Annotated in this window: 21 protein-coding genes; 5 read left to right on the top strand and 16 right to left on the bottom strand. The window is 65.7% G+C overall.

Annotated elements, in window-relative coordinates; translation table 11 throughout:
- Positions 1 to 8: 8 nt before the first annotated feature.
- Positions 9 to 1,613, bottom strand: coding sequence for a flagellin N-terminal helical domain-containing protein (locus AB7531_RS14785; RefSeq protein WP_063982267.1), 1,605 nt, complete (start codon positions 1,611 to 1,613; stop codon positions 9 to 11).
- Positions 1,614 to 1,935: 322 nt separating this feature from the next.
- Here AB7531_RS14785 and flbT point away from each other — a divergent pair, with 322 nt between their 5' ends.
- A complete protein-coding gene (gene flbT, locus AB7531_RS14780) occupies positions 1,936 to 2,361 on the top strand; it encodes a flagellar biosynthesis repressor FlbT (protein ID WP_063982266.1) in 426 nt (141 codons plus the stop codon).
- Positions 2,362 to 2,440: 79 nt separating this feature from the next.
- On the opposite strand, the gene AB7531_RS14775 is transcribed toward flbT, so the two are convergent.
- The 9 genes from AB7531_RS14775 to AB7531_RS14735 all read right to left on the bottom strand — a co-directional run bounded on the left by AB7531_RS14775 (position 2,441) and on the right by AB7531_RS14735 (position 16,128).
- Positions 2,441 to 3,940: a pyridoxal phosphate-dependent decarboxylase family protein gene (locus tag AB7531_RS14775; protein WP_063982265.1), complete on the bottom strand. Its 1,500-nt coding sequence runs from the start codon at positions 3,938 to 3,940 to the stop codon at positions 2,441 to 2,443.
- Complete coding sequence (locus AB7531_RS14770) at positions 3,937 to 5,190, bottom strand: ATP-grasp domain-containing protein (protein WP_063982264.1); 1,254 nt, start codon at positions 5,188 to 5,190, stop codon at positions 3,937 to 3,939. The genes AB7531_RS14775 and AB7531_RS14770 overlap by 4 nt, the downstream gene beginning before the upstream one ends.
- A 1-nt stretch (position 5,191) precedes the next feature.
- Positions 5,192 to 6,841: a hypothetical protein gene (locus AB7531_RS14765; RefSeq protein WP_354102236.1), complete on the bottom strand. Its 1,650-nt coding sequence runs from the start codon at positions 6,839 to 6,841 to the stop codon at positions 5,192 to 5,194.
- On the bottom strand, positions 6,831 to 7,613 hold the full coding sequence (locus tag AB7531_RS14760) for a hypothetical protein (protein WP_063982262.1): 783 nt from the start codon (positions 7,611 to 7,613) through the stop codon (positions 6,831 to 6,833). The genes AB7531_RS14765 and AB7531_RS14760 overlap by 11 nt, the downstream gene beginning before the upstream one ends.
- Before the next feature lie 72 nt (positions 7,614 to 7,685).
- Entirely contained in the window at positions 7,686 to 9,560 is a 1,875-nt protein-coding gene (locus AB7531_RS14755) for a flagellar protein (RefSeq protein ID WP_063982261.1), read from the bottom strand.
- Positions 9,561 to 9,580: 20 nt separating this feature from the next.
- Positions 9,581 to 11,464 (bottom strand): flagellar hook-associated protein FlgK, encoded by a 1,884-nt coding sequence (gene flgK, locus AB7531_RS14750; protein ID WP_063982260.1) that lies wholly within the window; start codon positions 11,462 to 11,464, stop codon positions 9,581 to 9,583.
- A gap of 34 nt (positions 11,465 to 11,498) precedes the next feature.
- The gene (locus AB7531_RS14745; protein WP_063982259.1) at positions 11,499 to 13,778 is read right to left on the bottom strand and encodes a flagellar hook-basal body complex protein; all 2,280 of its coding nucleotides are present in this window, start codon (positions 13,776 to 13,778) and stop codon (positions 11,499 to 11,501) included.
- Positions 13,779 to 14,070: 292 nt separating this feature from the next.
- Positions 14,071 to 14,583: a peptide-methionine (R)-S-oxide reductase MsrB gene (gene msrB / locus AB7531_RS14740; protein WP_231142319.1), complete on the bottom strand. Its 513-nt coding sequence runs from the start codon at positions 14,581 to 14,583 to the stop codon at positions 14,071 to 14,073.
- Positions 14,584 to 14,691: 108 nt separating this feature from the next.
- Positions 14,692 to 16,128 (bottom strand): NAD(P)/FAD-dependent oxidoreductase, encoded by a 1,437-nt coding sequence (locus tag AB7531_RS14735; RefSeq protein WP_063982257.1) that lies wholly within the window; start codon positions 16,126 to 16,128, stop codon positions 14,692 to 14,694.
- Positions 16,129 to 16,221: 93 nt separating this feature from the next.
- Here AB7531_RS14735 and AB7531_RS14730 point away from each other — a divergent pair, with 93 nt between their 5' ends.
- A complete protein-coding gene (locus AB7531_RS14730) occupies positions 16,222 to 16,758 on the top strand; it encodes a SixA phosphatase family protein (protein ID WP_038956013.1) in 537 nt (178 codons plus the stop codon).
- Between the two features lie 60 nt (positions 16,759 to 16,818).
- Positions 16,819 to 17,244 (top strand): universal stress protein, encoded by a 426-nt coding sequence (locus tag AB7531_RS14725; RefSeq protein WP_231142320.1) that lies wholly within the window; start codon positions 16,819 to 16,821, stop codon positions 17,242 to 17,244.
- Between the two features lie 150 nt (positions 17,245 to 17,394).
- Here AB7531_RS14725 and AB7531_RS14720 read toward each other — a convergent pair whose 3' ends face one another.
- Positions 17,395 to 17,631 (bottom strand): DUF1127 domain-containing protein, encoded by a 237-nt coding sequence (locus tag AB7531_RS14720; RefSeq protein ID WP_038933822.1) that lies wholly within the window; start codon positions 17,629 to 17,631, stop codon positions 17,395 to 17,397.
- A 184-nt stretch (positions 17,632 to 17,815) separates the two neighbouring features.
- On the opposite strand from AB7531_RS14720, the gene AB7531_RS14715 reads away from it, so the two are divergent.
- Complete coding sequence (locus AB7531_RS14715) at positions 17,816 to 19,159, top strand: aminotransferase-like domain-containing protein (RefSeq protein WP_063982256.1); 1,344 nt, start codon at positions 17,816 to 17,818, stop codon at positions 19,157 to 19,159.
- Positions 19,160 to 19,229: 70 nt separating this feature from the next.
- Here the strand turns inward: AB7531_RS14715 and AB7531_RS14710 are convergent, their stop codons facing one another.
- Together AB7531_RS14710 and AB7531_RS14705 are read right to left on the bottom strand one after the other, a co-directional pair.
- The gene (locus AB7531_RS14710; RefSeq protein WP_063982255.1) at positions 19,230 to 19,829 is read right to left on the bottom strand and encodes a YdcF family protein; all 600 of its coding nucleotides are present in this window, start codon (positions 19,827 to 19,829) and stop codon (positions 19,230 to 19,232) included.
- A 62-nt stretch (positions 19,830 to 19,891) separates the two neighbouring features.
- Positions 19,892 to 20,479, bottom strand: a complete 588-nt coding sequence (locus tag AB7531_RS14705) for a hypothetical protein (RefSeq protein WP_063982254.1) — start codon at positions 20,477 to 20,479, stop codon at positions 19,892 to 19,894.
- Positions 20,480 to 20,558: 79 nt separating this feature from the next.
- Between AB7531_RS14705 and AB7531_RS14700 the strand changes: the two genes are divergently transcribed.
- The gene (locus AB7531_RS14700; RefSeq protein WP_063982253.1) at positions 20,559 to 20,993 is read left to right on the top strand and encodes a hypothetical protein; all 435 of its coding nucleotides are present in this window, start codon (positions 20,559 to 20,561) and stop codon (positions 20,991 to 20,993) included.
- Positions 20,994 to 20,996: 3 nt separating this feature from the next.
- Here AB7531_RS14700 and AB7531_RS14695 read toward each other — a convergent pair whose 3' ends face one another.
- From AB7531_RS14695 to AB7531_RS14685, 3 genes are all read right to left on the bottom strand, one after another.
- The gene (locus tag AB7531_RS14695; RefSeq protein ID WP_063982252.1) at positions 20,997 to 23,396 is read right to left on the bottom strand and encodes a bifunctional diguanylate cyclase/phosphodiesterase; all 2,400 of its coding nucleotides are present in this window, start codon (positions 23,394 to 23,396) and stop codon (positions 20,997 to 20,999) included.
- 104 nt (positions 23,397 to 23,500) lie between these two features.
- On the bottom strand, positions 23,501 to 24,934 hold the full coding sequence (locus tag AB7531_RS14690) for an MFS transporter (RefSeq protein WP_063982251.1): 1,434 nt from the start codon (positions 24,932 to 24,934) through the stop codon (positions 23,501 to 23,503).
- Between the two features lie 143 nt (positions 24,935 to 25,077).
- Complete coding sequence (locus AB7531_RS14685; protein ID WP_063982250.1) at positions 25,078 to 25,584, bottom strand: YciE/YciF ferroxidase family protein; 507 nt, start codon at positions 25,582 to 25,584, stop codon at positions 25,078 to 25,080.
- Positions 25,585 to 25,586 lie beyond the last annotated feature (2 nt).

Below are 25,586 nucleotides of genomic sequence, written 5' to 3'. Positions count from 1 at the left end.
GTCGCGTATCAGCGCAGGAGCTGCAACACGCTCTGCTGCGACTGGTTGGCCAGCGACAGCGCCGAGACGGCGATCGACTGGCGGGTCGACAGCGCCTGGCTGTTGGCCGCTTCCTCGTTGGTGTCGGCCAGCGTCAGGTTTGACGAACCGGTCTGCAGGACGTTGATCAGGTTCTTGTTGAAGTCCTGACGGATCTGCACGACCGACAGGTTCGAACCCAGCGTCGATGCTTCCGAACGCAGCGTGCTGCTGGCGGCATTGAGCGAGGTCAGGACCTTGTTGGCCGAAGCGTTGTCCAGGAAGTCGGTGCCCGAGGCGAGGGTCGAGATGTTGAGACCCGCGGTGTTGAAGGTCACACCGGTGATGCTCAGCGTCGACTTGCCGGTTTCGTTGAACGTCAGCTTCAGCGTGTCGCCGTTGAGCAGGTTGACGCCGTTGAAGGAGGCATCCTGCGCGGTCGTGTTGATCTGCGCGAGCACGTTGTTGTACTGCGCAACCAAGCCTGCACGCTGCGTCTGCGAGGTCGGATCGGCAACCGGAGCCGCGATGGCAGCGCTGTGGAACGGACCGGTGGCGGTAAAGGCCGAGCCGCCGAGCGTGCCGATCGTCGAGGAGGCCGCGTCGTTCGTGGTCGTGATGGAGATCACGCCGGTCGAGTCGATCGAGGCCTGCAGGTTGTTGGCCGCCAGCGCCGAATTGAGCCCGTTCAGCGTCGAGACCTGGCCGGTGCCGGTGCCGAAGGTGATGCTGGTGGGCGTGCCGCCGCCGGTGGCTGCGATCGTCAGCGTCTGGCCCGAGATGGCGGGCGGGACGCGGGCGGTGGTGCCGGCCGTGAGACCGAGCGCGGCGAGCACGTTGCCCGAACCCGCGATCGTGAGATCCGAGGTCGTGCCGGTGCTCAGCGTGAGCTTACCAGCCGCGACGGTCGAGGCGGTGCCGGTGCCGGTGATGCCGTCGATCGCGCTCAGCACGCTCTGCACCGTCAAGGTGCTGCCCGTGCCGATGCCGATGGTGACGTTGCCGGCGGTGTCGGTGGTCGAAGTGGTCTGCGCGGTCGAGAACGTGATGTTCTTGCCGTTGACCGTCAGGACCGAGCCGTTGGTGATGGCCGTAGCAAGGTCGTCGGACGTCGCGCCCGCGGTGCCAACCAGCTGGGTGGAAGCGGTGATGTTGACCGCAGTGCCGGTGTTGTCGTTCAGCACGGCGGTGCCGGCGACGGTGCTGTTGGTATAAGCGGTACCCAGCAGGTTGCTGGCGGTCGCGCCGGTGATGGCGGTCGAGGTCACGGTCGACTTGGTGGAGTAGCCCGTCGGGCTCTGCAGCACCTGGTTGGCGATCGACTTGGCGCTGTCCACCAGCTTCTGCAGCGAGGTGATGCCGGTGTTGGCTGCCTGGAGAACCTGAACGCCGTTGCCGATGCCATCGAGCAGATTGCCGATGTCGCTGGCGCGGTTATCAAGGCCCTGGGCGGTGAAGAAGTTGGTGGGATTATCCAGAGCCGAGTTCACCTTGCGGCCAGTCGACAGACGGGACTGGGTGGTGGCGAGGAGGTCGGCGGTGGACTGGAGGGAGAGCAGGTTCTGGCGAACCGATGCGGAGAGAACGACGGACATACTGTTACCTTTCTGGTAGCTACGCGTCCTATCTGACCAATTGATCAGACGACCGCCGGACCGTGCGTCCAAGCCTCTAACAATCCGTGAAATGAAACCCGCAGTTTTTCCCGCCGCGACGCCGGAAGCCCCCTTCGAGGCCGCGGCAGACGGCTGGACATGCCGCTATCGGCCTTGAAATTGTTGCATTTTCCGTCCCCGGCGCCGTCGTTTACGGCCTGTTAACCATGTTGCGCAAGGATCGGCTCCAAATCACGAACGATCGCCCTCATCGCACGAACGCCGCGACGGATCGTTGTAAAAGGGTTGATGGAGAACAGGCATGGCTCTCAAGGTTGAGCTCAAACCGCACGAACGCATCATCGTCGGCAATTCGGTGATCACCAACACCGACCAGCGCGCCCGCCTCCTGATCGACGGCGAGAACGTGCCGATCCTGCGCGAGCGCGACATCCTCACGCCGGAGACCGCCGACACGCCGGCCAAGCTCGTCTATCTCGCGGTCCAGCTCATGTACATCTCGCCGGATCCGCAGAGCCAGCACGGCACCTACTTCAACCTGGTGCGCGACATCGTCACTGCGGTGCCGAGCGCCTGGCCGATCATCGAAAGCATCAACAACAACATCATGAGCGGCGATCTCTACCGGGCGCTGAAGGATGCCCGCAAGCTGATCGCCTATGAAGAGAAGCTGCGGGACCAGTACCAAGCGACGCATCCCAAGGGCGACGTCAGCTCGGCCGCCTGATCGGCACGTATCAGCCTGCCCAAACGACAACGGCCCCGGATCATCTCCGGGGCCGTTGTCGTTTCACCTGCGTTCCTGGTCACTGCGCCGCCAGCGGCGGCGCCTCGACCTCGATCAGACCATCGCCGGTCCGCCGCGCGCCGAACTCCAGCACCGCAGCAACAAGCGCGTCGATGTCCGTCTCGTCGGTACGGTGATTGACGATGGCAGCGCGGATCGCGAACCTGCCGTCCAGCGTCGTGCTCGAGGGCGCCGCAACGCCGGACTCCTGGACATCGGCGACGATCTCGCGATTGACCGCATCGTCGGCGCGGTAGCGGAAGCAGACGATATTGAGGTTCACCGGTGCCAGCAATTCCAGCCGCGGCTCGGCCAGCACGCGCGTCTCCAGATATTTCGCCAGCGCGCAGCTTCGCGCGATCACCGCGCCCAGCCGGTCGGTGCCGAACGTCTTGAGCGTGAACCAGGTCTTCAGCGCGCGGAAGCCGCGCGACAGGTCGGGGCCGAGATCGCAGGGCCAGACCGCGCCCGCCGCAAGCCCCCTCGCCTCGCGGCGCAGATAGGCCGCCGGCTGCGCAAAAGCCTGCCGGTGCTGCTCGCCGTCGCGCACCAGCAGGAAGCCGGCGTCGTAGGGCACCTGCCCCCATTTGTGGAAGTCGAGCGCAATGGAATCAGCGAACTCGATGCCGCCGAGCATGGGCGCGAGCTCGGGCGAGAAGATCGCGAGCGCCCCGAAGGCGCCGTCGACGTGAAACCAGATTCCCTCCTCGCGGCACAGTTCAGCGATCGCCTTGAGGTCGTCGATCGCGCCGATATCGACCGTGCCGGCGGAAGCGACGACGAGAAACGGCCTGAAGCCGACCTCGCGATCGATCGCGATCTGCGCGCGCAACGCGGCGACGTCGATGCGATGATCGGCATCGACATCGATCTTGCGCAGCGCATCGGTACCGAGTCCGGCAATGTCCATCGCCCTGGAGACACAGCCATGCGCGGCCTGCGACGTGTAGGCGGTGAGCAGCGCGCCGTCGTTGCCGATGCCGTGCTGCCGCGCCAGCGTGCCGAGCGCGCTCGTGCGCGCCACCAGCACCGCCATCAAATTGGCCATCGACGTGCCCGTGACGAAGATGCCGCTCGCACTCTCCGGGAAATCAAACAGGCGGCGCATCCACGCGACGATCTGGCGCTCGACTTCGATCGGCATGTGATCGCGTCCGCCGAGATTGGCATTGAGGCCAGCTGCGAGCATCTCCGCGAGCATGCCGACCGCGGTGCCGCCGCCATGCACCCAGCCCATGAACCCGGGATGGACGTTGCCGGTCGCATAGGGCGCTACATGCTCGGCGAATTCGCGATAGACATCGGCAAGGTCGCTCGCCTCGCGCGGCACGTCGGCCTTCAATGCCGTGCGGATGCCGTCGGGAATCGGCTGCCACACCGGCCGCGCGCGGACATTGGCGATGCCGTCGATCGCCTCGTCCAGCATACGATGGGCGAGCGTACGAAATTCGCTCCAGTCCTGCGGATCGAGCGAAGCCTGCGCGACGGAGCTTTGCGCGTTGCGGATGATCTCGTTCATGCTGCGCTCGCCTTGCCTTCTCTTGCGTGCCGCGACAGCATCGCCGTGAACGCGGCAAAGATCTTGCGCATCTGCGGCGGCTTGTACGGAAACACGACCGGCGAATCCATGTTGTGCACGACGGCGGTGTTGTCGGCTTCGAAGACCAGCAGCTCGCGGTTCTGGTTCTCGGCGCAATCGACGATGAAATAATCGAGGCCGACGCGCCGGCTCATCTCGTCGAGCGCGGTCTTGTGGCGCGCGGCGAAGGCGTGGTCAAAGTCCAGCATGAAGACGGCCTCTTCAGCCCGCTTCTCCTCGCTGAACGCCATGTAGGCGTTGAGATACCAGATGTCCCAGCGATCGGCGATCGCCATGTGGCAGGCGTAGGGCTTGCCGTCGACCATGGCGAGACGATATTTGCGGTAGAGCCCGTCGGGGCTCGCATAATCGACGAAGCGTGCGACGAAGAAATCCTGCTCCTCGCGCTCGGCGAGATAGGCCGCGAGCGCCGGCGCATCGTCGAGCTTCGCGAGCCCGACACCGGCATGCGTGCCGCGCGGCCGCGCGATCATCGGAAAGCGTAATTCGCCGGCGATGTCCTCGCAAGCGATCCGGCCCTGCGCGAGATCCGTCAATTGCGCGCGCGTCGCGTGGATGGTCGATGGAATCTCGAGACCAGGGATGCCCGCCAGCAGCCGATACAGCTTGTCGCGATCGAGGTTGCCGATGAGATCGGGGCGATTGAGCAGCGGCCGCGGCCAGCGCGGCGCAGCCTTTTCGATCAGGGCGAGCGTTTCCCGGCATTCCTCGGAATCGGATGCAACCACGATGGCAACGTCGTGATCGGGCAACGTTTCAGGCAAGCCGACATCCTTGGTCACATAGAGTGTCAGCAGCTCGAAATCGGAGCCTTCGAGCAGGAATTCGATCGGCGTGTTGCCGCCCATGTCGATGTCGGCCGCAAGGGCGAGCACGCGCAAGCCGGGCTTCGGAGCCGCAGCGGGCGTGCGAAACAATTGATGGAAGGTCAGCACCTCCGACTGGATCGCCAGCCCCGCCGCCTTGTCGCCGAGTAGCTGGACGATCAGCGATAGGTCAAGGCCTTCGCCCGCGTGCGCTGCTCCTTCCGTGATCCGCGTGACGAGCTGATCGCGCAGTGGCTGCAGATCGACACCTTCGAACGCCTGGCGCGTCAGCTGCGCAAAGCCGATGCGGTCGGCATAGTTCGGCACGGTCACGCCGATCGGCGCGGAAACTGGATGCTGCATCTCATACCTCGAAGGCGGATTTTTCCGGCGCGGTTGCGGCTGCGCCGCGGTCAAGCAGCAGCTCGATCTTCACCAGGACATGGGCGATGCGATCGAGCAGGTGCTGCACATTGCGTTGCGCCTGCGCCATATCCGGCGACCAGGCCTCGGTCACGAGCCGGGCGCCGACGCAGAGGCGCAGCACGGCTTGCGGCGCATCGTCCTGCCGCTCCAGCCGGACCGGCTGGCCGATCAGACTGCGCTGGACGGCGATCTGCCGGTCCGTCGCGCTGCCGCTAATTTCGTTGTTCATGTCACGCCGCAGCGCCCGATGGACGGCGCCGGTCTCGGCCATCGAGACCGGCTTGCCGTCGCGCAGCAGCATGAACGGAAAGATCGTGGCGTGCGCGAACTCCTCGTCGTCCCCGGCAGTCTTCTCGGTCGCCGTTGGAATGGGTTGAAGCGACGGCGACAGCGCGATCATGCTGTCGATGCCGGCGGCAAGCTCGGCCAGCGCCCTGACGCGGAAAGCTCCGGGCACGGCGTAGTAGCTGCCGATCTCCGCAAGCGCCGCCTCCCAGCGCAGCCATTGTCCGAAATTCGGCCGGCGCTCGAAGCGTGAGCGCAGCGCCGTCCAGGCCATCGGCCAATCGCAGCGGCCGGCATAGTCGAAGAAGCCCGGCGCAATCCCCTCAATCCGGTCGAGCGACCGCGAAAACCCCTTCGGCACCAGCAGCGCGCCGCTGAAGGCAGGGCCACCGAAGAATTTCGAGCCGGTGATCAGCACCATATAGCCGCGGTCGAGATAGGAGCGCAGCCGGCGGCGGCCGAGCCGCGCCTGGCAGGCGTCGACGACGACCTGAACCTTGCGCGGCCAGCGCCGCGCGATCTCGTCAAGACACGCCACGCTCGGCGCGCGCCAGCCGAGCTTCGAGGAATCCATGATCTGAAGCAGCACGGGCGCACCTTGCGCGATCGTCGCCTCGATCGCCCCCAGCACCGCGGCATCGGTGTCGGCGCGCATCGCGATCCCGGGCCCGGCGCGAAGCAGCGGCAACGTCACGCTGGCGCCGGCGAGTCCGGCAACCGCGCCGTCCTTGCGCACGGCAAGGCCGCTCGCCGTCATGGAGCTGAAATGGTGACCGCGCGCGGTCTGGGCCGTGCCGCTACCCGTCTGGTCGGCGCCGACCACGATCGTCACTGGCGGGGCGCCGAGCACCGCACGCGCCAGGAACAGGGCGTGGAGCTGAGAATCCGTCCCGGACGGCGAGAACACGACGTCGACGCGCGGCGAGAGCTGGAGATGGCCGCGCAACTCCTCGCGCATGTCCTCGCAGCGCGCATCGAAGGCGATCTCGACCTCGTCGAACAGGCACCTGTGCATCAGCTCTTCGCGCGCCAGCGCGGCGCGGTCATAGGCGGATTGCGAGATCGTCGATGCCGTCGAGGAAGCGAAATTCCAGATCTCCGGTTCCGGCGAGGCCGCACAGCCATAAGCGTTGACGCGATCCCCAGCGTCGAGCGCCAGCCGCGGATCTCCGCCGGAGACGAGCAGCGTGTCCAATGGTGTGAAGAGATCGCGCAGGCGGTAGCGCGAGCCGCCGTCGAATGTGCGCTCGGGGACTGACAGACCGGATGCGCCGGCGCTCATCCCGGAAGGCTCACGCCGCATCGGCAGCTGCCGCGGGCGCGGCTGCGAATTGCGAGGCGATGTCGCCGTGGAACACCGACGGCCCGACGTGATCCAGCGAGCTCTCGATGTCGGCCCAGATCTCGCCGCCGATGTCGGTCCAGCGCTTGCAGAAGGCGAAGTCCTCGGAAAGATAAGTCCCCGTCGCCGGATCGATCATGCATTCGAACAGCGCGAAGCGGTTCTGGCTCGCAGCCAGTGTGTCGTGCGAATGCTCGCGGAAGAATTGCAGGCCGGCATAGTTGGGGTGGCGGCACATCGCCTCCAGCACGTGGCGGCGGATCATCAGGAAGCCGGTGCCGGCGTAGCGCACGCGGGTAAAACCGTTGACCACCACGATGCGGTCGGGATCCTCGATCTCGAGTACATAATCGAGCGCGGCCGCCGGCACATCCGCGCGGCCGGACTCGATCGCCCGCCTCGCCTTGTCCCAGTTGACCCGCTTGATCGGATAACAGCCGGCGACGACATCCGCGCCGCATTCGATCAGCCGGAACACCTGCTCGGGCTTGAAGCCGATGTCGGCATCGATGAACAGGAAATGGGTCGCCTTTGGATCGTCGAGGAACATCGCGGCCAGATTGGCCCGCGCGCGCGTGATCAGCGCATCGCCGTCACGCAGGAGCACCTTGAGCTCGAGATTGGACATGCCGTGCACGGCGCGCTGGAGCGCGAAGATCGAGCTCGCATAAATGCTCGAGACCTGCCCGCCGAAGCACGGCGTGGCCACCACCAGCTGCATCTTGTCCGACATCGACGGCCCCCGCCCCGCTCAACTCCTCACCAAAAGGTAAAGAGGCATGGTTAACGGCGTCTTAATGCGCCGTTACAGGAACTTGACGAGCGACAGCTGCGCGAGTTTCGAGGTAACCTGGTAGGACGCTTGAAGCGCATTCTGGAGCGACAGGAGCTCGCTCGCCACCTGATCCGGCGAGGCCGATTCCGCCTGGTCGATGATGGACTGGAGCTGCGCCTTGGCCTGGGTCTGGCGCGTGCCTGCGTCCTTCATCGTGTTCTGGGCCATCGCGAGGTCCGTCTGGATGTCCTCGATGTGCTGCTGGCCGGGCTGCTTCGTCAGCGACTGCGTCACCCGCAGGCTCAGCGCGGAGACCTGCCCGCCCGCATACTGGCTGGTCGGCGAGGTCGAGAACGTCCCGAACACGGCGATCGCCTGCAATTGCTGGCGGATCGCGTCCTCGTTGGCCTGCGCGCCATATTGCACGGTGACTGAATCATCGACCCGCGCCATCGCCGTGGAGCGCGGCGAGCCGGGCCCGTCATTGCCGGTGTACCATTTCACGGTATTGGCCGAGCCGTTGACCAGCATCGTCGCCGAACTCGCCGGTGAAGAACCGACGCGCAATGGCGGCTGCGTCGCGGTGACCGGCGTCGAGCCGAAACCGAGCGCGTTGAGTGCGCCCGAGTTCGAGGTCGTGATGTTGAGGCTCGCCGCGTCGTCCGTGTTGATCGTGATCGAACCGCCATGCACGGTCGAAGGCTTCGACGTGCCCGTGATCTGGTCGATCTTGCTCATCAGCGTCTGGATGCTGTCGCCGACATTGAGCTGGTTGCCGGTCGCGCCCGAATTGACGAAAGTCAGCGTGGTGCCGTTCACGGTGATGGTGTCGCCGGCGACGAAGCCCGGCGAGATCGAATTCGAGGGGCTCGCGCCGGACAGCGCCGTTGCTCCGCTGACCGGCGCCGGCGGCGCCGCCTGGTTGTTGGCGGGCGCACCGATCGCGGAGCTTGCGGTGTTGAAGAAATTGTCGCCGGCCGTGATCGCGGATGCCGCGACAAGCGAGGTGTTGGCGAGCTTCGTGATCGCGGTGTTCAATGCCGTGTTAAGATTCGTGGCGGTGTTGCCGGGAGTCGTCGCGTCAATCGCGAAGCTGCCGATCGGCGTCGGCGTGGCCGAGGACGCGGTCAGGTCGACCTGCCCGGTGGTGCCGTCCGGCAGCGTGAACTGGACGCTCAGCTTGTCGCCGTCGTTCGGGTTGAGGCCGTTGAGATCGACCGAGAACGACACCGGCGAGCCGCTCGGGCCGGTGACCGTCGCACCCGTCAGCGTCGAGGACACCGCCGCGATCTTCATTCCGAACGGCGATCCGGCGACGTCCTCGGATACCCGCACCGAGCTCGGCGTCGGCTGCGTCTGCACCAGCCGTCCCATGCCGTTGGCACCGAGGTCGGCGGCCTGGCGTTCCGCCATGACGGTCTTGAAGCCCGCCTGCGTGGTCGTGCCGTTGATGATGTCGCCGGCATTGGCAACCGACTGCGTGTTGAACGCCGTCCCGGAGAACAGATAGCGGTTGCCCGACTGCGTGTTGAGAACACCGACCATCGAGCCGAACTGCGAAGCGGCCGTGTTCTGCGCGACGGTCTGTCCGTTGACGTTGAGATCCTGCGCGGTGCTTGCGGAGCCGGTCTGCACCGTGTTGCGGATCGTCGTGAGCGACTGGAGCGCGGTATTGGCGAGGTTGATGTTCACGTTCACGTTCGTGATCGTGTCGGTATAGGCGGCGATGTTGGAGAGCTGCGAACGCCCGGCGATCGCAAAGCCCTCGTTGGTGCCCATCCCGGAATAGTTCTGCGACAGCTTGCCGGTTGCGAGCTGCGTCGACAGGTCGGTAAGCTGCTGATTGATGTTGCGGATCTGCGCGCCGAGGACCGACGAAGAGTAGTTGATGCTGCTGATCGACATCTTTCAGAACCCTGTACTGGTTACACTTGAGCCTGGATCAACGTGTTCATCATGCTCTGCACCACCGACATGACGTGGGCGTTGGCGGCATAGGCATTCTGAAGCTGGATCAGGTTCGACATCTCCGAGTCCAGATTGACGCTGGAGGTCGAGTCGAACTTGGCCTGGAGCGTCGAGACCACGACGCTCTGGCCCTGCTGGAGCTGGGTGGCCTGGGTCGAGGCGTTGGCCTGGACGCTCAGGAACTGCTGGAGGTAGTTCGAGACGCTGCCGGTGAAGGGCTGGTTCGCCGAGCCGAGGCCGGTCGTCGGCGAATAGGAAAACACCGCATTGGTGAGCTGCGAATAGAGATAGTCCGAGCGCGTGGTGTCGCCGGCGGGCGTCACCGGCGACGTGTTGTAGACGGACAGCCGCGTGGGATCGCTGACCAGCTGCGTGTTCACGGCGATGCGCCCGGCAAGGCCGGTCATCTGCGAGCCCGAGGCGGTGATCGCACCGGTGTAGAGCGCCTGCCCGCCGTCGGTGAACACCGCCAGCTGCGGGCTGCCCGAGGTCAGCGACGAGATCGTCTTGGTGGTCGAGGCCGAATTGACCTGGGCAAGGCCGGTATTGTCATCGGTCACCCGCAGCGTCGTGGCAATCGCCGGCGACGGAGCGGCAGAGAACGTCAGGTGCGAACCTGAGAGCGCGGTGTTGAGCGCAGCGGCGATCGCATTCATGCCGCCGGAGAAATTGACGCCCACCCGCATCGGGTTGGCATTGGTGGCGTTCTGGAGCGGCAGCGCCGCCGGATCGGTCACGTTGACGAGCGTGATCTGGCGCTGGGTGTTGGTCGCCGTGTCTTTGTAGGTGATGTTGACCGTATTGCCCGGCTGCGCACCGGCAAGGTCGAGATCGAATCCGGCCGGCGGGCCCGAGACCGTGCTGCCGGCCGTGGTCTTGTCCGACAGCGCGCTCGACATCGTCGCGGCGAGCTGGTCGATCTGGTCCTGCGCCTGCACCAGCGTCTGGTCGCGCAGCTTGAGATCGGCCGCGATCTGGCCGGAGGAGACCACGTTGTTGGCGACGACGTCGAGCTGCGAGCCGTTCGGCAGCTTGATGTTGAGCGCACCGACGCCGGACTTGGCCGGGTCGGCGTTGTAGAGCGAGGTCGCCGACAGCGCGCCGGCGGAGGCAAAGGTGAATTGCGAGGCGAGCCCGGCGCCGACGAGCTGGATGCCTGTCGTGGTGTAGATGTTGGCCTGGTTCGAACCGTCGGTGGTGACGCGAACGTCGACATATTTCGACAGCGTGTTGATGGCCTGGTCGCGCTGGTCCATCAGCGTCGCGGCGGACGGGTCGTTTGCCGACAAGCCCTGAAGCTTGGTGTTGATGTCGGCGACCTGCTGCATCGCCGCGTTGGCCTGCTGTGCGGAGGTGCCGAGATCCTGCTCGACATTGGAGCGCAGCGACTGGATGCCGTTGGTGGTGACGTTGAGCTGCTTCGCCAACGCCTGCGCCGCGCCGAGGGCAACCGTCTGCGCCGACGACGAGCCGGCGCTGGTCGACAGCGCCTGCAACGCCGTGGTGAATTTGTTCAGCGCGGTTTCGAGCGTGCCGCTGTTGCCGGGCGTGCCGTAGACACTCTGAAGCTGCTTCAGGATGTTGGCCATCTGGTCGGCGTAACCGCTGCCGCCGGTCTCGGTGCGCAGCTGGTTCTGCACAAAGGTGTCGAGCTCCCGGCTGACGCCGGTCGTCATCGCCGTCGAGCCGAAATCGCCGGTGGTGACCTCGATCTGGTTCGGCCTCTGGACGACGTAACCCGGCGTCTGCGAGTTGGCGACGTTCGAGGAGACGATCGAGAGCGCGGCCTGGTTGGCACGCAGACCGCTCATCGCACTGGCGAGGGCTGAACTCAAACCCATATCACTAGCCGCCTTTGGTTACGTCACGCGCCGATCAGCGCAACACGTTCAAGAGATCCTGCACCATCGAATTCGCTGTCGTGATCACCTTGGTGTTGGCCGAATAGGCCTGCTGGGTCACGATCAGCTTGGTGAATTCGTCGGCGATGTCGGTGTTCGAGCCTTCCAGCGACGAGCCGCTGATGCTGCCCGACGCGCCGTCGATCGCTGTGCCCGACTGTTCGGTCGCGGCGTAAGCGCCGCCGTCGAGGGCCTTGAGGTAATTGGTGCCGTTGAAGTGCGACAGCGTCACCTGGGCGAGGTTGAGGTTCTGGCCGTTGGAGAAGGTGCCGACCACGAGGCCGCTGTTGTTGACGGCGACCGAGCGGAGCTGACCGGCGGCGTAGCCGTTCTGCGTGATGGTGTTGATCGTCACCGCGCCGCTGGTGCTGGCATATTGCGTCAGCCCGCCCGAGGACATGTTGAAGGCGACCGAGCCGAGCGACTGGCCGCCGACGCTGACGTTGTTGATGGTGATGCCCGATCCGCTCGGCGAGGTCAGCGAGCCGTCGCTGGCGAAGGTGAAGGCCTGCCCGGTGTTGACCCAGCCGACCGCCGTGCCGGTCGCATTCGGATCGGTCTGGTAGAACAAGTTCCAGGTGTCGGAATGGCCGGTGCCCAGCGAGGCGCTGTCGGTCTTGGCCCAACGCAGCTGCAGGTTCACCGGCGTGCCCGCGGCGTTGTAGGCGGTGACCGCACCGCCGCTGATCGATTCCTTGGTGAACGTGGCGATGTCGTTGCCGATCACGCCGCCGGTGCCGGCCGTGCCGCCACCGCCGCGGTTCTTGGAGATGGACGACGTGAAGCCGAGCGCGGCGAAGGCGCTGCTGTTGTTGGGGCTCGTCACCGTCAAGGTGGGATTGGCGATACCGGTATTCAGGGTGATCACGCCGTTGCTGATCGAAGAACCGCTCGCACCGCTGAGCGTGTCGATCTGGCTGAGCAGAGTCGCTATGGAGTCGGTGATGTTGATCTGGTTCGGAGGGGTAGCGCCGGAGGCCACGAAGGTGATCGTATTGGCAGCTCCCGTGCCGTTGACCTGGATCGTGTTACCGACCACGAAGGGCGTCGAGAGGACTTCCGCCCCGCCGGGCGTCGCGGTGCCGCCGAGCTGTGTACCACTCGTAATCGCGGGAGTGGACAGCACGTTACCGCCGCGCGTCACGCTGCTGACGCCGAGCAATCCTGCCGCAGTGCCGCCGATCGTCACGTCGGCCGTGGTGCTGGTCGTGATCTGGATGTTGCCGCTGGCATTCATAGTCACGCTGGAGGCGGGAACGCCGGCTCCAGACGCGATCGCGCTGAGGACATCCGACATCAGTGCGCTGGTGGGCGACTTCAGACCAATCGTAGTGACCGCCGGGGGGCCCGCAACCGTCGAAACGCCCGAGACGGTGTTGTCGAAGTTGATTGTTTGGCCGTTGACCGTCAACGACTTGCCGGCCAGGTTGGTGAGAAGGCTGGTGTTGAGATGCGTGGCCAAGCCCGCATCGAGAGACGTGCTGCCAGTTGCCACCGCCGAAGCGCTGTCCAGCAGTGCCACCGAGCCAGTCGCGGTCGTCGCCGTATAGGCCGAGCGCAGATTGCCGGTGGCCGCCGCGCCGGAGACCGTCGCATTCGAATAGGGCGGCGGCGGCGTGCCGACGATCAGCGGGTTGGCGGCGAAATCGGACGGGTTCAGCCCGCCGGCCGCCAGCAGCGTGCCGCTCGCCGCAGTCGAGCTCGCCCCCGTGTTCGGCACGCTCGGCAGGTTCGCGGCGTACTGGATCGCGGTTGTCGCCTGTGCCGGGATGAAGTTGTTCTGGAATTTCAGGACGGACGCCACATTGCCGGTCGGGTTGCCGGTCTTGGGGTCGACCGTGACGCCCATCAGGTAGTAGCCGGCGCCATTGACGAGATTGCCGTTGGAATTGAGCTGGAAGTCGCCGCGGCGGGTGTAGTAGGTAACGCCGCTGAACTGCGGCAAGTTGTCGACGACGTTAGTCGCCTTCTGGATCGAGAAGAAGCCGTCGCCGGTGATCGCCATGTTGGTCGCGACGGAGGAGGACGAGATCGTACCCTGGGTGGTGATGGTCGCCTTGGCGTTGGCCGTCACACCGCCCGCGACCTGCTTGCTCGGGACCGAGGCGTCGGGGATGAGATCGACGAAGCTGGTGCCGATGCCCTTGTAACCGGTGGTGGATGAGTTCGCGATGTTGCCGGAAATGTTCTGCAGCGCGTAGGACTGCGCCTGCAGGCCACCCACCGAGGTGTTCATTGCATCGAAGATACCCATAACTTTGTCTCCAGATCCGATCTCGGCGGCCGGTCGACCATGGCCGCAGTCGGAAGAGACAGTCGCAAGGGCTATGCCAATGCGGGTATTCTCAGGAAATCAATGACTTGAATGGGCAAGCCCAGGTCCGATGACCGGGGCACAATTGCCGGGCCGGCAACAATTGCCGGGGCATCGGGTCATTCCGGGGGCGGCACGCAGCACCGAACTCAGGTGCGCAATTGCGCACCTGAGAAGCTCGAGATTCCGGATTCGATGCTCACGCATCGCACTGGAATGACTCCAGCGAGACCTACGTTGCCGACGCGGCGGCCGGGTGGAAGACCAGCCCGAAACCGTCGATGCAATAGCGCAATCCGGTCGGCTTCGGACCGTCGTCGAAGACGTGGCCGAGATGGCCGCCGCAGCGCCGGCAATGCACTTCGGTGCGCACCATGCCGAAGGTGCGGTCCTCGGTCTTGCCGACATTGCCTTCGATCGGCTGGTAGAAGCTCGGCCACCCCGTGCCGCTCTCGAACTTGGTCTCGGATGCGAACAGCGGCAGGTCGCAGCCGGCGCAGGCGAAGATGCCCTTGCGGTGCTCCTTGAGCAGCGGGCTGGAGCCCGGCCTTTCGGTGCCCTCCTTGCGGAGGATTTCATATTGCTGCGGCGTGAGCTGGGCGCGCCACTCGGCGTCCGTCTTCTCGATCTCGAATTTTTGCGTGGCCTTCTCTCCAGCCTCGGCAGGCGTTCCTCTCAGCCAGCGGAAGGCCGAAAGGCCGAACAGGCCGGCAACAGTTGTCAGCAGGATGCGGCGGTCAAACATCTGATTCTCCGTGCGCGGGGGAGTCCACGCTCCGAGATACGGGCTCTAACGGCCGACGTTACACGTCCGGGCGGAGTTTTTCTCAACTTATCGCGAGACACCCTGGTCCTACGAGGCCGGTTCCACATCCTCGGCCACAGGTTTCGGCGGTGGGGCCGGCTGCGGCCGGACGCTGGGCGGCGGACGGCGAGGACCAGTGCCGGCGGCCCGGTTGGCTTCAGCGAGGCGCGCCTCGCGTTCCCGGTCCTTGACCCGCGCACGCTCGCGGTAGCGGGCGAGCGAGCCTGCGGCGGCGGAACTCGCCCTGCCCCAAACTCCCACCAATTGGCCCGCGACCCGCCCGGTCGTGCCGCCCGCCCAGACCAGCTCGAATGGCGAGAACAGCTTCCAGCGGTCGTCGCCCCACAAAATGCTACGCGCGATCAGCTGCCCGGCCATGGCCGAGGTGTTCATGCCCTGGCGGCCGAACCCGCTCGCCACCCACAGGCCTTTGCGCAACTGGCCGATCTGCGGCATGCCGTGCACGGTCTGGCCGGTGGCGCCGCCGAACATGTCGGTGATCTCGACATCGCCGAACTGGGGGAAAATCGATCTGATCCGCCGCCTGACCGCGCCCGCAAAGCGCTGCGGACGCGCGGCCCAGGTGGTCTCGGGGCTTTCCCACATCAGGCGGTCACCGTCGACGACACGGAAATGGTCGACCCCGTCGGAATCCATCACCGATCCCTTGAACGCCACGATCTCGTGCACGCGTTCGCCGAGCGGCGCGGTAATCCCGGCATAGCGCCAGACCGGCAGCAGCGTCTCCGACAGGCGCCTCAAGGGCGCGCCGAGGTGGATGTTGCCGGCCAGCACGATGTGGGTGGCGCGCAGCCGCGCCGAGGGCGTGACGATGCGCTTGCGGATGCCGGAATGATCGATGCTGACGACCGGCGTGTCCTCGAAGATGCGCGCTCCCGCCCGCCGCGCCAGCGCTGCGAGGCCGTGCACATATTTGCGGCCGTCGAGCTGGAATGCCCGGGGATAATAGACGCCGTGGAAGTAACGGTCGGTCTTGAGCGCCTCGCGGACGCGATCCACCTGCCAGCCCTCGACCTCCGTGTCGAAATCCTCGTGGAGCATCTGCAACCGGCTGATCAGCCGGTCGCCGGCATCGACGTTGGAGACCTCCAGCACGCCATCGCTCGGGCCGATGCCGGGCATGTTCTCTTCGGTGGCGTTGGCCCGGACGAACTCGGCGCCCTCCTTCGCCAGTGTCCACAATTCGCGCGCGTCCTCGAAGCCGATGCGCTCGATCAAATCGGCGAGCGGCAGCGCAAAGCCCGGCATCACGGTGCCGAGCTGGTTTCCGGAGGCGTTCCAGCCGATATGGCGGCCCTCGAGCACCGCGACGCTGGCTCCAAGCCGGGCTGCCTCCAGCGCGATGGAGAGCCCGGCAAGCCCGGCCCCGATCACGCAGATGTCGGCATCGAGATCAAACGACAGTCGCGTGCGTTCACGAAAGCCGGCTTCTTCCTGGGACACGCTTGTGAAAGTCTCGCTCATGTCGTTTCCTTAAAGGACCGATCGGGCCCTTGTCACCTTGTCCTCAACCGGCGCCTGTAGATTATTCTGGACGCGTAACGATTCGAGAATGCCATGCGCCGTTTGATGCTGCTGCGTCACGCCAAGACCGAGACTGACGCGCCGAGCGGCCGTGACCAGGATCGTCGCCTCGACGACCGCGGCCACAAGGACGCCGCGCAGATCGGGGATTGGCTCGCCACCCATCCCCCCTTCCCCAAGGCCGTGCTGGTGTCGCACGCCGTCCGGGCCCGGCAGACCTGGGACATTGCCTGGGAGACGATGAAGGACCGCGTCGCAGCGCCGCAGGTGGAGGTCCTGCCCGAACTCTACGGCGCCGATCCCGCCCAGATCCTGGAATCCATTCGCACTGCAACCGTTCCGGCCAACCCGAAGCAGTTGCTGCTGGTGGGCCACAATCCCGGCATGCACGAGGCCGCGCTGATGCTGATGGGCGGCGGCGATCCGGCCGGCGCCAAGGCGCTCGCTCACAATCTGCCCACGTCGGGGCTTGCGATCTTCGACTTTGACGTCAAGGATTGGGGTGACGTGGCCTACCGCCGCGGCAAACTGGTGCTGTTCGTCAGCCCCAAGCTGCTTCGATCGGGTTGAGACGCGCGGGGCGCGCCGTCTCGACCGGTTGATCCTAGCTTGGTCAATTGGGAGGCGCAGATGTTCAAGTCCATCCTCGTGCCCATCGACCTCGCCGACACCGATCTGGCCAAGCCGGCGCTCGCGACCGCGATAACGCTGTCGCAGACCTGGAGCGGATCGATACGACTGCTCAACGTGCTGCCGATGACGCCGGTGATGCTCGCCGAATACGTCCCGGCCGATTTCGACGAGCAGCAGCGCCAGACCTCCGAGGAAGCGCTCGCCATCGTCGCGCGGGAGTCAGGCATCGAGACGGGGCGCATTTCCAGCGTGGTGCGACAGGGCGGCATCTATCATGAGATCCTGGAGGAGGCCGTGCACATGAAGGCCGACCTGATTGTGATGACCTCGCACCGGCCGGCGATGCGCACCTATTTCCTCGGCTCCAATGCCGGGCACGTCGTGCGCTACGCCAAGTGCTCGGTGCTGGTGGTCAGGCACTGAGCGCCACAACAAACGCTGTCATTGCGAGCGCAGCGAAGCAATCCAGAGTCTTTCCGCGGTGGCAGTCTGGATTGCTTCGCTCCGCTCGCAATGACGACGCGGAGGCATTGTCACCACGCCCGGACTTGCGGGCGTGGCGGCCGAACAAACTCACAGATACCGCGTCAGCTCGGCCTTGAACTGCCCGTAGACGGCGTCCTCGATCTGGCTGCGCGTGATCCCGATGTCGCGCAAGGCGTGGTCGTCGAGCTCGTTCAGCGTCTTGACGGCAGAGCGACGCTCCAGGCGATCGAACAGCGCATGGGCGGCGTTGGCGAGCGTGCTGAAAAATCCGCCCGACGAGGATGGGCGTAAACTCCGCCCGGCAGTTTGCGAGATCGTGGTCATTTTCTTCTCCGGCCTATTGTCCGCGCAGCGAAGCAGGTGCCGTTGGCGCGGACGCTGTGAGCGCCTGCACCTCATTTGCCATCGGATTGCTCTCGCTCTCCTCGGCTCAATCGCGGAACTTGATGGAACTTAAATGCTCCAGTACACTACTCGGAGCAAGTAAAACATTGCTCTCGGTGCAATAATGTCCAAGTTCGAATACGTGAAGCTTGCCGATGCCATTGCGGCCGATATCACTAAAGGCACGTTAAGGCCCGGCGACCGGCTGCCGCCACAGCGCAACTTTGCCTATGACCGCGGCATCGCGGTCTCGACCGCGAGCCGGGTTTATACGGAGTTGCTTCGCCGCGGGCTCGTCGTCGGCGAGGTCGGCCGCGGCACGTTCATCTCCGGCGACATCAAGCGCGAGGTCGAGGCGTTGAGCGAGCCGCGCGACGCGCGGATCGATTTCGAGGTCAATTATCCGTTATTGCCGCAGCAATGGGCGATGATCGCCAAGAGCCTTGCCGGGCTGGAGCGCGTCGATGCGCTCGAATCCGCCCTGCGCGTCTCGACCAGCACCGGCACCAAGAGCGCGCGCAATGCGGCCGTCGCCTATCTCGCGCGCAAGGATTTCACGCCGCAGGCCGAGCAGATCGTCTTCACCGCCAACGGCAAGCAGTCGCTCGCCGCCGCGCTCGCCGCCCTCGTTCCCACCGGCGGCCGCTGCGGCGTCGAGGCGCTGACCTACCCTTACGTCAAGAGCATCGCGGCGCGGCTCGGCGTGACGCTGGTCCCGATTCCGATGGACGAATTTGGCGCGCGTCCCGATGCGATCCAGAAGGCGCATCGCGAAGCGCATCTGTCGGCGCTGTATCTCCAGCCCATCATCCAGAACCCGCTCGGCGTCACCATGAACCCGACGCGGCGCGCCGACATCATGCGCGTCGCCGAGAAGCTCGATCTCACCATCATCGAGGACGCCGTCTACGGCTTCCTCGCCGACGACACGCCGCTGGCAGCGCTCGGGCCGGACCGTTGCATCGTGATCGACAGCCTGTCCAAGAAGGTCGCACCGGGCCTCGCGCTCGGCATCCTCGTCACCCCGCCGCATCTGCGCGAGAGCGTGATGAGCGCAGTCCGGACCGGCGGCTGGATCGCCTCGGGCCACGCGCTGGCGTCCGGGCAGCGGCTGATGGCCGACGGCACCGTCGCCGAGCTGACGCGGCTGAAACGGATCGACGCTGCGCGCCGGCAGCAGACCGCGGCAAGGCTGCTTGCCGGCTACCAGATCGCGGCCGACGCGCGCTCCTATCATCTCTGGCTGACACTGCCGCCGCACTGGCGCTCGCAGACCTTCGTCGCCGCAGCAGCCCGGCGGGGCATCGCACTGACGCCATCCTCGACGTTTGCAATTGCGCACGGACATGCACCGAACGCGGTGCGGCTCGCGCTCGCCCCGCCCTCGCTCGAGCAGCTCGATTCCGGCCTGCGCACGCTCGTGTCGCTGCTCGGCACCAAGGAAGAGGATTTCGACTCGACGGAGTAAGCCAGAGCGTTGCGAGCGAAGTGATACCGGTTCGAAAACGCGTTGCGACAAAGATCCGGCCCTTCGCCGCTCAGGCCGCCGGCCATTCCGCGATAAAGCCCCTCGCCCTGTACGGCTCGATCTTGTCCCATTCGTGCAGGACACGCCGGCGAAACTCGACATCGGTGTGCCAGAGCGCGCGCGGCGTCGCAAAGCTGTCGACGGTGAGCAGCATCTTCTCGGCTTCAGGCCAGTGCCGGTGCAGCGTCATCGGGTAGCGGCGCGCCGTCCAGGTGTTGCCGAGGCAGATCACGCTCCGGATGTTTCGCAGCCCCAGCGCCGCATCAATGATCGGCAGCGAGAAGATCACGTTCTCGCCGGTGTTCATTGCGCGATGTTCCTCGAGGATAAGGTCCGCCGGAATGCCGGCCGCGGCCATCGCTGCCTTGATGATGGTGCACTTAGATTGCTCCGAGCCCGGCGTCACACCACCGCTGACAATCGACCAGCGGAAAAGGCCCTCGCGCCACAGCCTCGCGGCGGTGTCGGCGCGCAAGCCAACGTCCTCGCGGGTGCCGAACATGAACAACAGATCGGCCGGCCGGAGCGGCGTATCGATCAGATGCGTACGGTTGATTTCGACGATCTCATCCGCTGTAGGCTGGCGCCTGTTGCGATCCATGGTTGGCATGACAGCACGATGCGACACCGGCGCAGGAGCGCGAAGTCACGTTTGATTGCGGCCGATTGCACCTAAGGCAGCAACGCCTTCGGCACACGATCAAAACTGTAGCTATGCGGCTGGTTGCGCCGCACGAAGCCGCCGACCTGCCAGGCGAACAGTGCGGCAAAGCCGATGATGAACAGGGCGCCGGCGAACTCCCCGATCATGAGCGCGCGGATCAGAAGCCCCGTCATCGCCACCGTCAGCACCGCCAGGAAGGCCAGCACCGCCGCATAGGTCTTGCGACCGAGGCCTGCGGTCAATTCGGCGCGGCTGCCGGCTTGCGCCATACGTGCGTGCAGTTCGATGATGAAATCGCGAAAACCGTTGTCCTGCGGCGCCATCAGCGCCGCGGTCTGCCAGCTCGTCGACAGGATCCTGACGCGGCCGCCGCCGGTGTGGCTGACATCGGCGCGAAAGCGGTGCTGCTGCATCGACACCGGGCGAAACGACAGCCGGATCGCCGAGATCTCGTCATAGCGCCACAGGCCGGAGCGCCCGGCGATGTGCCAGGACAGGCCCTCGTCCGTCAGCTCGAAACGATGCGCCGAGCCGATCAGCGACGCCTTGTAGGCGTAGCTCGTGACCGACGGGCCTTGCGCTCCCGAAACCTGCATCCCCACAATCAATCCCGTCCGCGCAATCCTGCCTGCGATCGGCTTGCGCGATCGCCCTCGCCCATCCTACAAGCGGGGCATGGCTGAGACGACCTTTTTTCCGCGCCGCCTGATTCTCGGTGCCGCCGTGATCTCCGGCGTGCTGCTCGCGCTCGCGGTGCACATGCTGGGTGCGCGCTACGGGCTCGACCTCGGCGGGCTCTGGCATTCCGACTCGCATGAATTCATACCCGCGGGCGCAGCGATCGCCTGGTGGCTGATTGCCACGGTCGGTTTCTCCGGCGGCTATTTCACGGCGACATTGATGCAGAGCGCCGTCTCCGGGCAGATCCCGCAGCGGATGCGGCAATTCCTGATCGCGGTCGGCGTGCTGCTGCTTGCCGGTGCGGGCCAGGTGGCCGCGGCGCCGAGCCCGATCCCGTCCGTCTCGGGCGTGCTCGCCGGGCTGGCCGCGCTATGTCTTGGCGCCGTGATGGCGTTTTGCGGCGCGCATTTCGCGCTGCGCCGCGGCTAGACATCAGGCCGAGGCGAGCAGCCGCGGCCGGTTCAGCATCAACGCGACATCGGATGCGGGCCGCGGCTTGCTGAAAAGATAGCCCTGCGCCTGGGTGCAGCCCTCGCGCCGTAGCAGCTCGAGCTGCGCGTCGTTCTCGACGCCTTCCGCCGTGGTGACGATGCCGAGGCTGCGCCCGAGGCCGGTCACGGCGCGGATGATCGCCATGGAATCCTCGCGCGTCGCAAGCTCCGACACGAAGGAGCGGTCGATCTTGATCTTGTCGAATGGGAAGCTGCGCAGGTAGCTCAGCGACGAATAGCCGGTACCGAAATCGTCGAGCGAGATCCGCACGCCCATGGCCCGCAGCTCGTGCAGGGTGGTCAGCGTCGCCTCGCTGTTCTGGAGCAGCACCGATTCGGTGATCTCGAGCTCGAGCCGCCGCGCCGCGAGCCCTGAGGCTGCAAGCGCATCGGTCACGGATGCGATCAGGTTCGGGCTCTTGAACTGCACCGGCGACAGGTTGACGGCGACATCGACATCGTCCGGCCAGGTGGCGGCGTCACTGCAGGCGCTGCGCAGCACGAACTCGCCGAGCTGGACGATGAGGCCGGTCTCCTCGGCCACCGGGATGAAGTTGATGGGGGCGATCAGGCCACGCTGCGGATGGTTCCAGCGCAGCAGCGCCTCGAAGGCGACGACGCGGCCGCTGGCGACGTCGCGGATCGGCTGGTAGTACGCCTCGAACTCGTCGCGCAGCAACGCTGCCCGCAAGTCCATCTCCAGCAGCCGCCGCGCCTGCGCGCGCGCATCCATGCCGGTCTCGAAGAAACGATAGGTACCGCGGCCGTCCGCCTTGGCGCGGTACAGCGCGAGGTCGGCGTTCTTCAACAGCTCGTCCGGATTGTCGCTGTCCTGCGGCGACAGCGAGATGCCGATCGAGACGCCGATCACGATCTGATGGTCGTCGATCTCGTAAGGCGCGGAGATCACCTCGACGAGGCGGCCGGCAAGGGCTCGCGCCGCGGCTTCCTCGGAGCGCCCGATCTGGACCACGGCGAACTCGTCGCCACCGAGCCGCGCGACGGTGTCGCTCGCGCCGACAGTGGCCTTCAGCCTGCGACCGACTTCCTTGAGCAGCGCATCGCCGATGGGATGGCCGAGCGAGTCGTTGATGTCCTTGAAGTGATCGAGATCGAGGCACAGCACCGCGAGCTGGTCGCCCGACTTCGCCCGGCCCAGTCCCTGCTCGAGCTGCTCGTGGAACAGCACGCGGTTCGGCAGATTGGTCAGCGCGTCATGGCGCGCCATGTGCGAGATCTTGGCCTGCGCCTCCAGCCATTCGGTGATGTCCTCGAAAGTCGCGACCCAGCCGCCGCCCTGCATCGGCTGGTTGACGACCCGGATGGAGCGACCGAACCGGGCGACGACCTGGCTGGTCGTGCGTCCCTCGCGCGCGTCGGCCACGAGGCGTGCGAAGAATTCGCCCGCATCGCCCTGCCACTGGCCCTTGGCCTGCTCTTCCCGCAACACGTCGACGAGCAGGCGGCCGGCGAGCGGAATGTCGGTGCGGCCGAGCAACGCTGCGTAGCGCTCGTTGAAGAGCTGGATCTTGCCGTCCGCATCGAACATGCACAGTCCCTGCGACATGTTCTCGAGCGCGGTATCCAGCACGACTTGCTGGCGTCCCAGTTCGCCCTTGGCGCGGCGGTCGAGCAGAGCCGCCGCGAGCGCAATCGCGATGATCGCAGCGGCGGCGCTGGCGGTGAGGATCGACAATGAGGCCGGCGGGATCGACAGGCCGCTGATCACGACCGCAGGATCCGGCGTCAGCTCCACGGCGCCCATGGCGGTGAAATGATGCGAGACGATGGCAAGCGTCAGCAGCACCGTCGCGCCGAGCGCGCCGGCAAGGCTGTCGCGCCGCCCTGCAACGACCATGGCAAGCGACCCGAGAACGATGCCGAGGATGATCGAGACCGTCACTGTGCCGGTCGTCCAGCCGATGTGCGCGGGAATCTCGAGCGCCATCATGCCGGTGTAATGCATGGCGGCAACGCCGCCACCAACGACGGCGCCACCGAGCGCAACCAGGCCCGCCCGCGTCACCGAGACCGAGATGCTCAGCCCGATGAAGGTGACCGCGATCGCGAAGATCAGCGACAGGACCGTCAACGGAATGTTGTAAGCGCCGCCCGCACCAGGACCGTAAGCCTGCATCGCGATGAAATGGGTTGCCCAGATGCCGCCGCCGGCGACGACGGCATCAAGCGCGACCCACGATACGCGAGCTCCCCCGCGCGCCGCACGCGCGCGGTGGAACAGGCTGATCGCCGCCGCGCTGGCGAGCAGGCACACCGCTCCGCCAAGTGCGACCAGACGCCAATCATGCTGATCCGTCAGGCAGTAAAGTACTTGATACATTGCCGGCCCCTATTCCAATCGCACTAGAGCCGGCAGAGATGGACAGTCGGTAACCGGCTATGCGCCGGTTTCGGGAATGGTGAACAGAGAATGTGTGGGATCGCTCACATTGAGCGGCGTTGCGCCTTTGCGTCAGGTGCAATTGCGCCGAGGCCGATCACGGCGGCGGCGAGCAGCAGGACGGCCGCCGATATGATTAGCGACTGGTGAAGGCCCGTCATGAATGCACTGTCCGAGGCCACCAGCGAGCCGAATAGCGCGACGCCGAGCACGCTGCCGGTCTGCCGCGTCGCGTTCAGGACGCCGGCGGCGATGCCGGAGCGCGCCTTGTCGATGCTGCCGAGCAAGCTGGAGGTCAGCGGCGGCACCAGCAGGCCAAGTCCGCCGCTGATCGCGATCATCTGCGCAAAGATCGCCCAGTAGCTGGTCCCGGCTTCGGTCCAGAGCAGCCCGAGACAGCCGAGTGCCGAGATACAGGCGCCGACCACGATGGTCGGGCATGAGCCGATGCGCTCGGCCAGACGCGGCGCCAGCAGGTTGACGGGCAGCACCGCCCCCATCATCGGCACGAAGGCGAGCCCGGTCCACCAGGCCGACAGCCCGTTGATCCTCTGGAAATACAGGCTCAGCACGAAGATCAGGCCGTAGATCGCGATGTTGACGAAGAGGCCGACGATCGTGGTCAGGGTAAACAGCCGGTGACGGAACAGCGACAGCGGCAGCATCGGCTGCACGGTGCGGCTCTCGCGCCAGACGAAGAGCACCGCGAATGCGGCTGAGGCAACGAATGCTGCGATCACGGCTGGATGGCTCCAGCCGAGCGCGCCAGCTTCGATGATCGCGCCGGCAAGCGTGCCCAACGCAGCGATCGCGGCGAGCTGGCCGGGCAGATCGATCTCGCGCGCGCGCGACCGCGTGGTCTCGCTGGCGTAGCGCCAGCTCAGCCACAAGCCGGTAAGACCGATCGGCAGGTTGACCAGGAAGATCGCGCGCCAGCCGACCAGCGTGATCAGTGCGCCGCCGACGAAGGGACCGGCAGTGAGCGCCAGGCTCGCTCCGGCGGCCCAGACCGCCACGGCGCGGCCACGCGCGCGGGCGTCCACATAGGCATGATTGAGCAGCGCCAGGGAATTCGGCACCAGGATCGCCGCCGCCAGCCCCTGCACCAGCCGCGCTGCGATCAGCACGACCGCATTGGGCGACATCGCGCAGGCGAGCGAGGCCGCGGTGAAGATGGCGAACCCCGCCATGAAGATGCGCTTGGCGCCGATGCGATCGCCGAGCGCACCGGCGGTCAAAATGAAAGCGGCAAAGGCGATGGTATAGGCGCTGACCACCCATTGCAGCTCGGCGACGCCGCCGCCGAGCGATTTTCCCATCGCATCCAGAGCGGTGTTGACGATGGTGACGTCGAGCTGGACCACGCCATAGCCGAGGCTCATCGCGGCAAGCGTGAGGGATGTCGCAAAGCGCGAGCCGGCACGCTGCGCAGCGGCTCCGCCGTCGAGGGGTTCATATTTGATGGTGCTGGCTCGCATGCTGCCGCCTCGGTTGCAGCCCCATGCGAAACATACGCTTCCAGCCCGAATTCATGCTTCGACAATGATCGAATTATGGATGCGTCAAATGCGAACGCCGCGCGGATGACCGCGCGACGCCTTTTTCGCAGCTACGCCCGGTCCTAGCTCGCCGCGCGCAGGTTCACCTTGCTCTCGGCGAGCGCGGTCAGCTTCCTGTCGGTCGCCTTCTCTTCTTCCAGCGTCTTGGCGAGCACGGTGGCGCAGTCGTTGCGGCCGAGCTGCTTGGCCCAGGCGACCAGGCTGCCGTAGCGGACGATCTCGTAATGCTCGGCGGCCTGGGCCGCGTTGATCAGGGCGGCGTCCAGCACCGCCTTGTCGGCGACTTCACCGGCGGTCTCGTCGGCTTCCTCGATGATGCCGTCGATGGCCGGGCAGTCGACCGCCTTCACCTGCGCGCCGTGCATCTTGAATACTTCCTCGAGCCGCTTGACGTGCTGCTTGGTTTCTTCGAGGTGCGTCAAAAAGCCCTGCTTCAGCTGCGGATCGGTAGCCTTATCTGCCATTTTCGGCAGCGCCTTGGTGAGCTGCTGCTCGGCATAATAGATGTCCTGTAGCTGGTGCACGAACAGGTCGTTCATGGTCTTGATGTCTTTTGTGAACAGTCCCATCG

The organism is Bradyrhizobium sp. 63_E2_N1_3 (assembly GCF_052076005.1).
GTDB classification, from domain to species: Bacteria; Pseudomonadota; Alphaproteobacteria; order Rhizobiales; family Xanthobacteraceae; genus Bradyrhizobium; species Bradyrhizobium barranii.
The sequence above is the reverse complement of the archived record's forward strand: the minus strand, read 5'-3'. Positions and strand labels throughout refer to the sequence as shown.

Bases quoted from the DNA above. Each gene is read 5' to 3' on its own strand.
- AB7531_RS14755 (WP_063982261.1), bottom strand. From the start codon at position 9,560: ATGTCGATCAGCAGCATCAACTACTCTTCGTCGGTCCTCGGCGCGCAG.
- AB7531_RS14685 (WP_063982250.1), bottom strand. From the start codon at position 25,584: ATGGGACTGTTCACAAAAGACATCAAGACCATGAACGACCTGTTCGTG.
- AB7531_RS14720 (WP_038933822.1), bottom strand. From the start codon at position 17,631: ATGACCACGATCTCGCAAACTGCCGGGCGGAGTTTACGCCCATCCTCG.
- AB7531_RS14695 (WP_063982252.1), bottom strand. From the start codon at position 23,396: ATGTATCAAGTACTTTACTGCCTGACGGATCAGCATGATTGGCGTCTG.
- AB7531_RS14735 (WP_063982257.1), bottom strand. From the start codon at position 16,128: ATGAGCGAGACTTTCACAAGCGTGTCCCAGGAAGAAGCCGGCTTTCGT.
- flbT (WP_063982266.1), top strand. From the start codon at position 1,936: ATGGCTCTCAAGGTTGAGCTCAAACCGCACGAACGCATCATCGTCGGC.
- flgK (WP_063982260.1), bottom strand. From the start codon at position 11,464: ATGGGTTTGAGTTCAGCCCTCGCCAGTGCGATGAGCGGTCTGCGTGCC.
- AB7531_RS14785 (WP_063982267.1), bottom strand. From the start codon at position 1,613: ATGTCCGTCGTTCTCTCCGCATCGGTTCGCCAGAACCTGCTCTCCCTC.
- AB7531_RS14715 (WP_063982256.1), top strand. From the start codon at position 17,816: ATGTCCAAGTTCGAATACGTGAAGCTTGCCGATGCCATTGCGGCCGAT.
- AB7531_RS14770 (WP_063982264.1), bottom strand. From the start codon at position 5,190: ATGCAGCATCCAGTTTCCGCGCCGATCGGCGTGACCGTGCCGAACTAT.
- AB7531_RS14730 (WP_038956013.1), top strand. From the start codon at position 16,222: ATGCGCCGTTTGATGCTGCTGCGTCACGCCAAGACCGAGACTGACGCG.
- AB7531_RS14700 (WP_063982253.1), top strand. From the start codon at position 20,559: ATGGCTGAGACGACCTTTTTTCCGCGCCGCCTGATTCTCGGTGCCGCC.
- AB7531_RS14765 (WP_354102236.1), bottom strand. From the start codon at position 6,841: ATGCGGCGTGAGCCTTCCGGGATGAGCGCCGGCGCATCCGGTCTGTCA.
- AB7531_RS14710 (WP_063982255.1), bottom strand. From the start codon at position 19,829: ATGCCAACCATGGATCGCAACAGGCGCCAGCCTACAGCGGATGAGATC.
- msrB (WP_231142319.1), bottom strand. From the start codon at position 14,583: ATGTTTGACCGCCGCATCCTGCTGACAACTGTTGCCGGCCTGTTCGGC.
- AB7531_RS14705 (WP_063982254.1), bottom strand. From the start codon at position 20,479: ATGCAGGTTTCGGGAGCGCAAGGCCCGTCGGTCACGAGCTACGCCTAC.
- AB7531_RS14760 (WP_063982262.1), bottom strand. From the start codon at position 7,613: ATGTCGGACAAGATGCAGCTGGTGGTGGCCACGCCGTGCTTCGGCGGG.
- AB7531_RS14725 (WP_231142320.1), top strand. From the start codon at position 16,819: ATGTTCAAGTCCATCCTCGTGCCCATCGACCTCGCCGACACCGATCTG.
- AB7531_RS14775 (WP_063982265.1), bottom strand. From the start codon at position 3,940: ATGAACGAGATCATCCGCAACGCGCAAAGCTCCGTCGCGCAGGCTTCG.
- AB7531_RS14690 (WP_063982251.1), bottom strand. From the start codon at position 24,934: ATGCGAGCCAGCACCATCAAATATGAACCCCTCGACGGCGGAGCCGCT.
- AB7531_RS14745 (WP_063982259.1), bottom strand. From the start codon at position 13,778: ATGGGTATCTTCGATGCAATGAACACCTCGGTGGGTGGCCTGCAGGCG.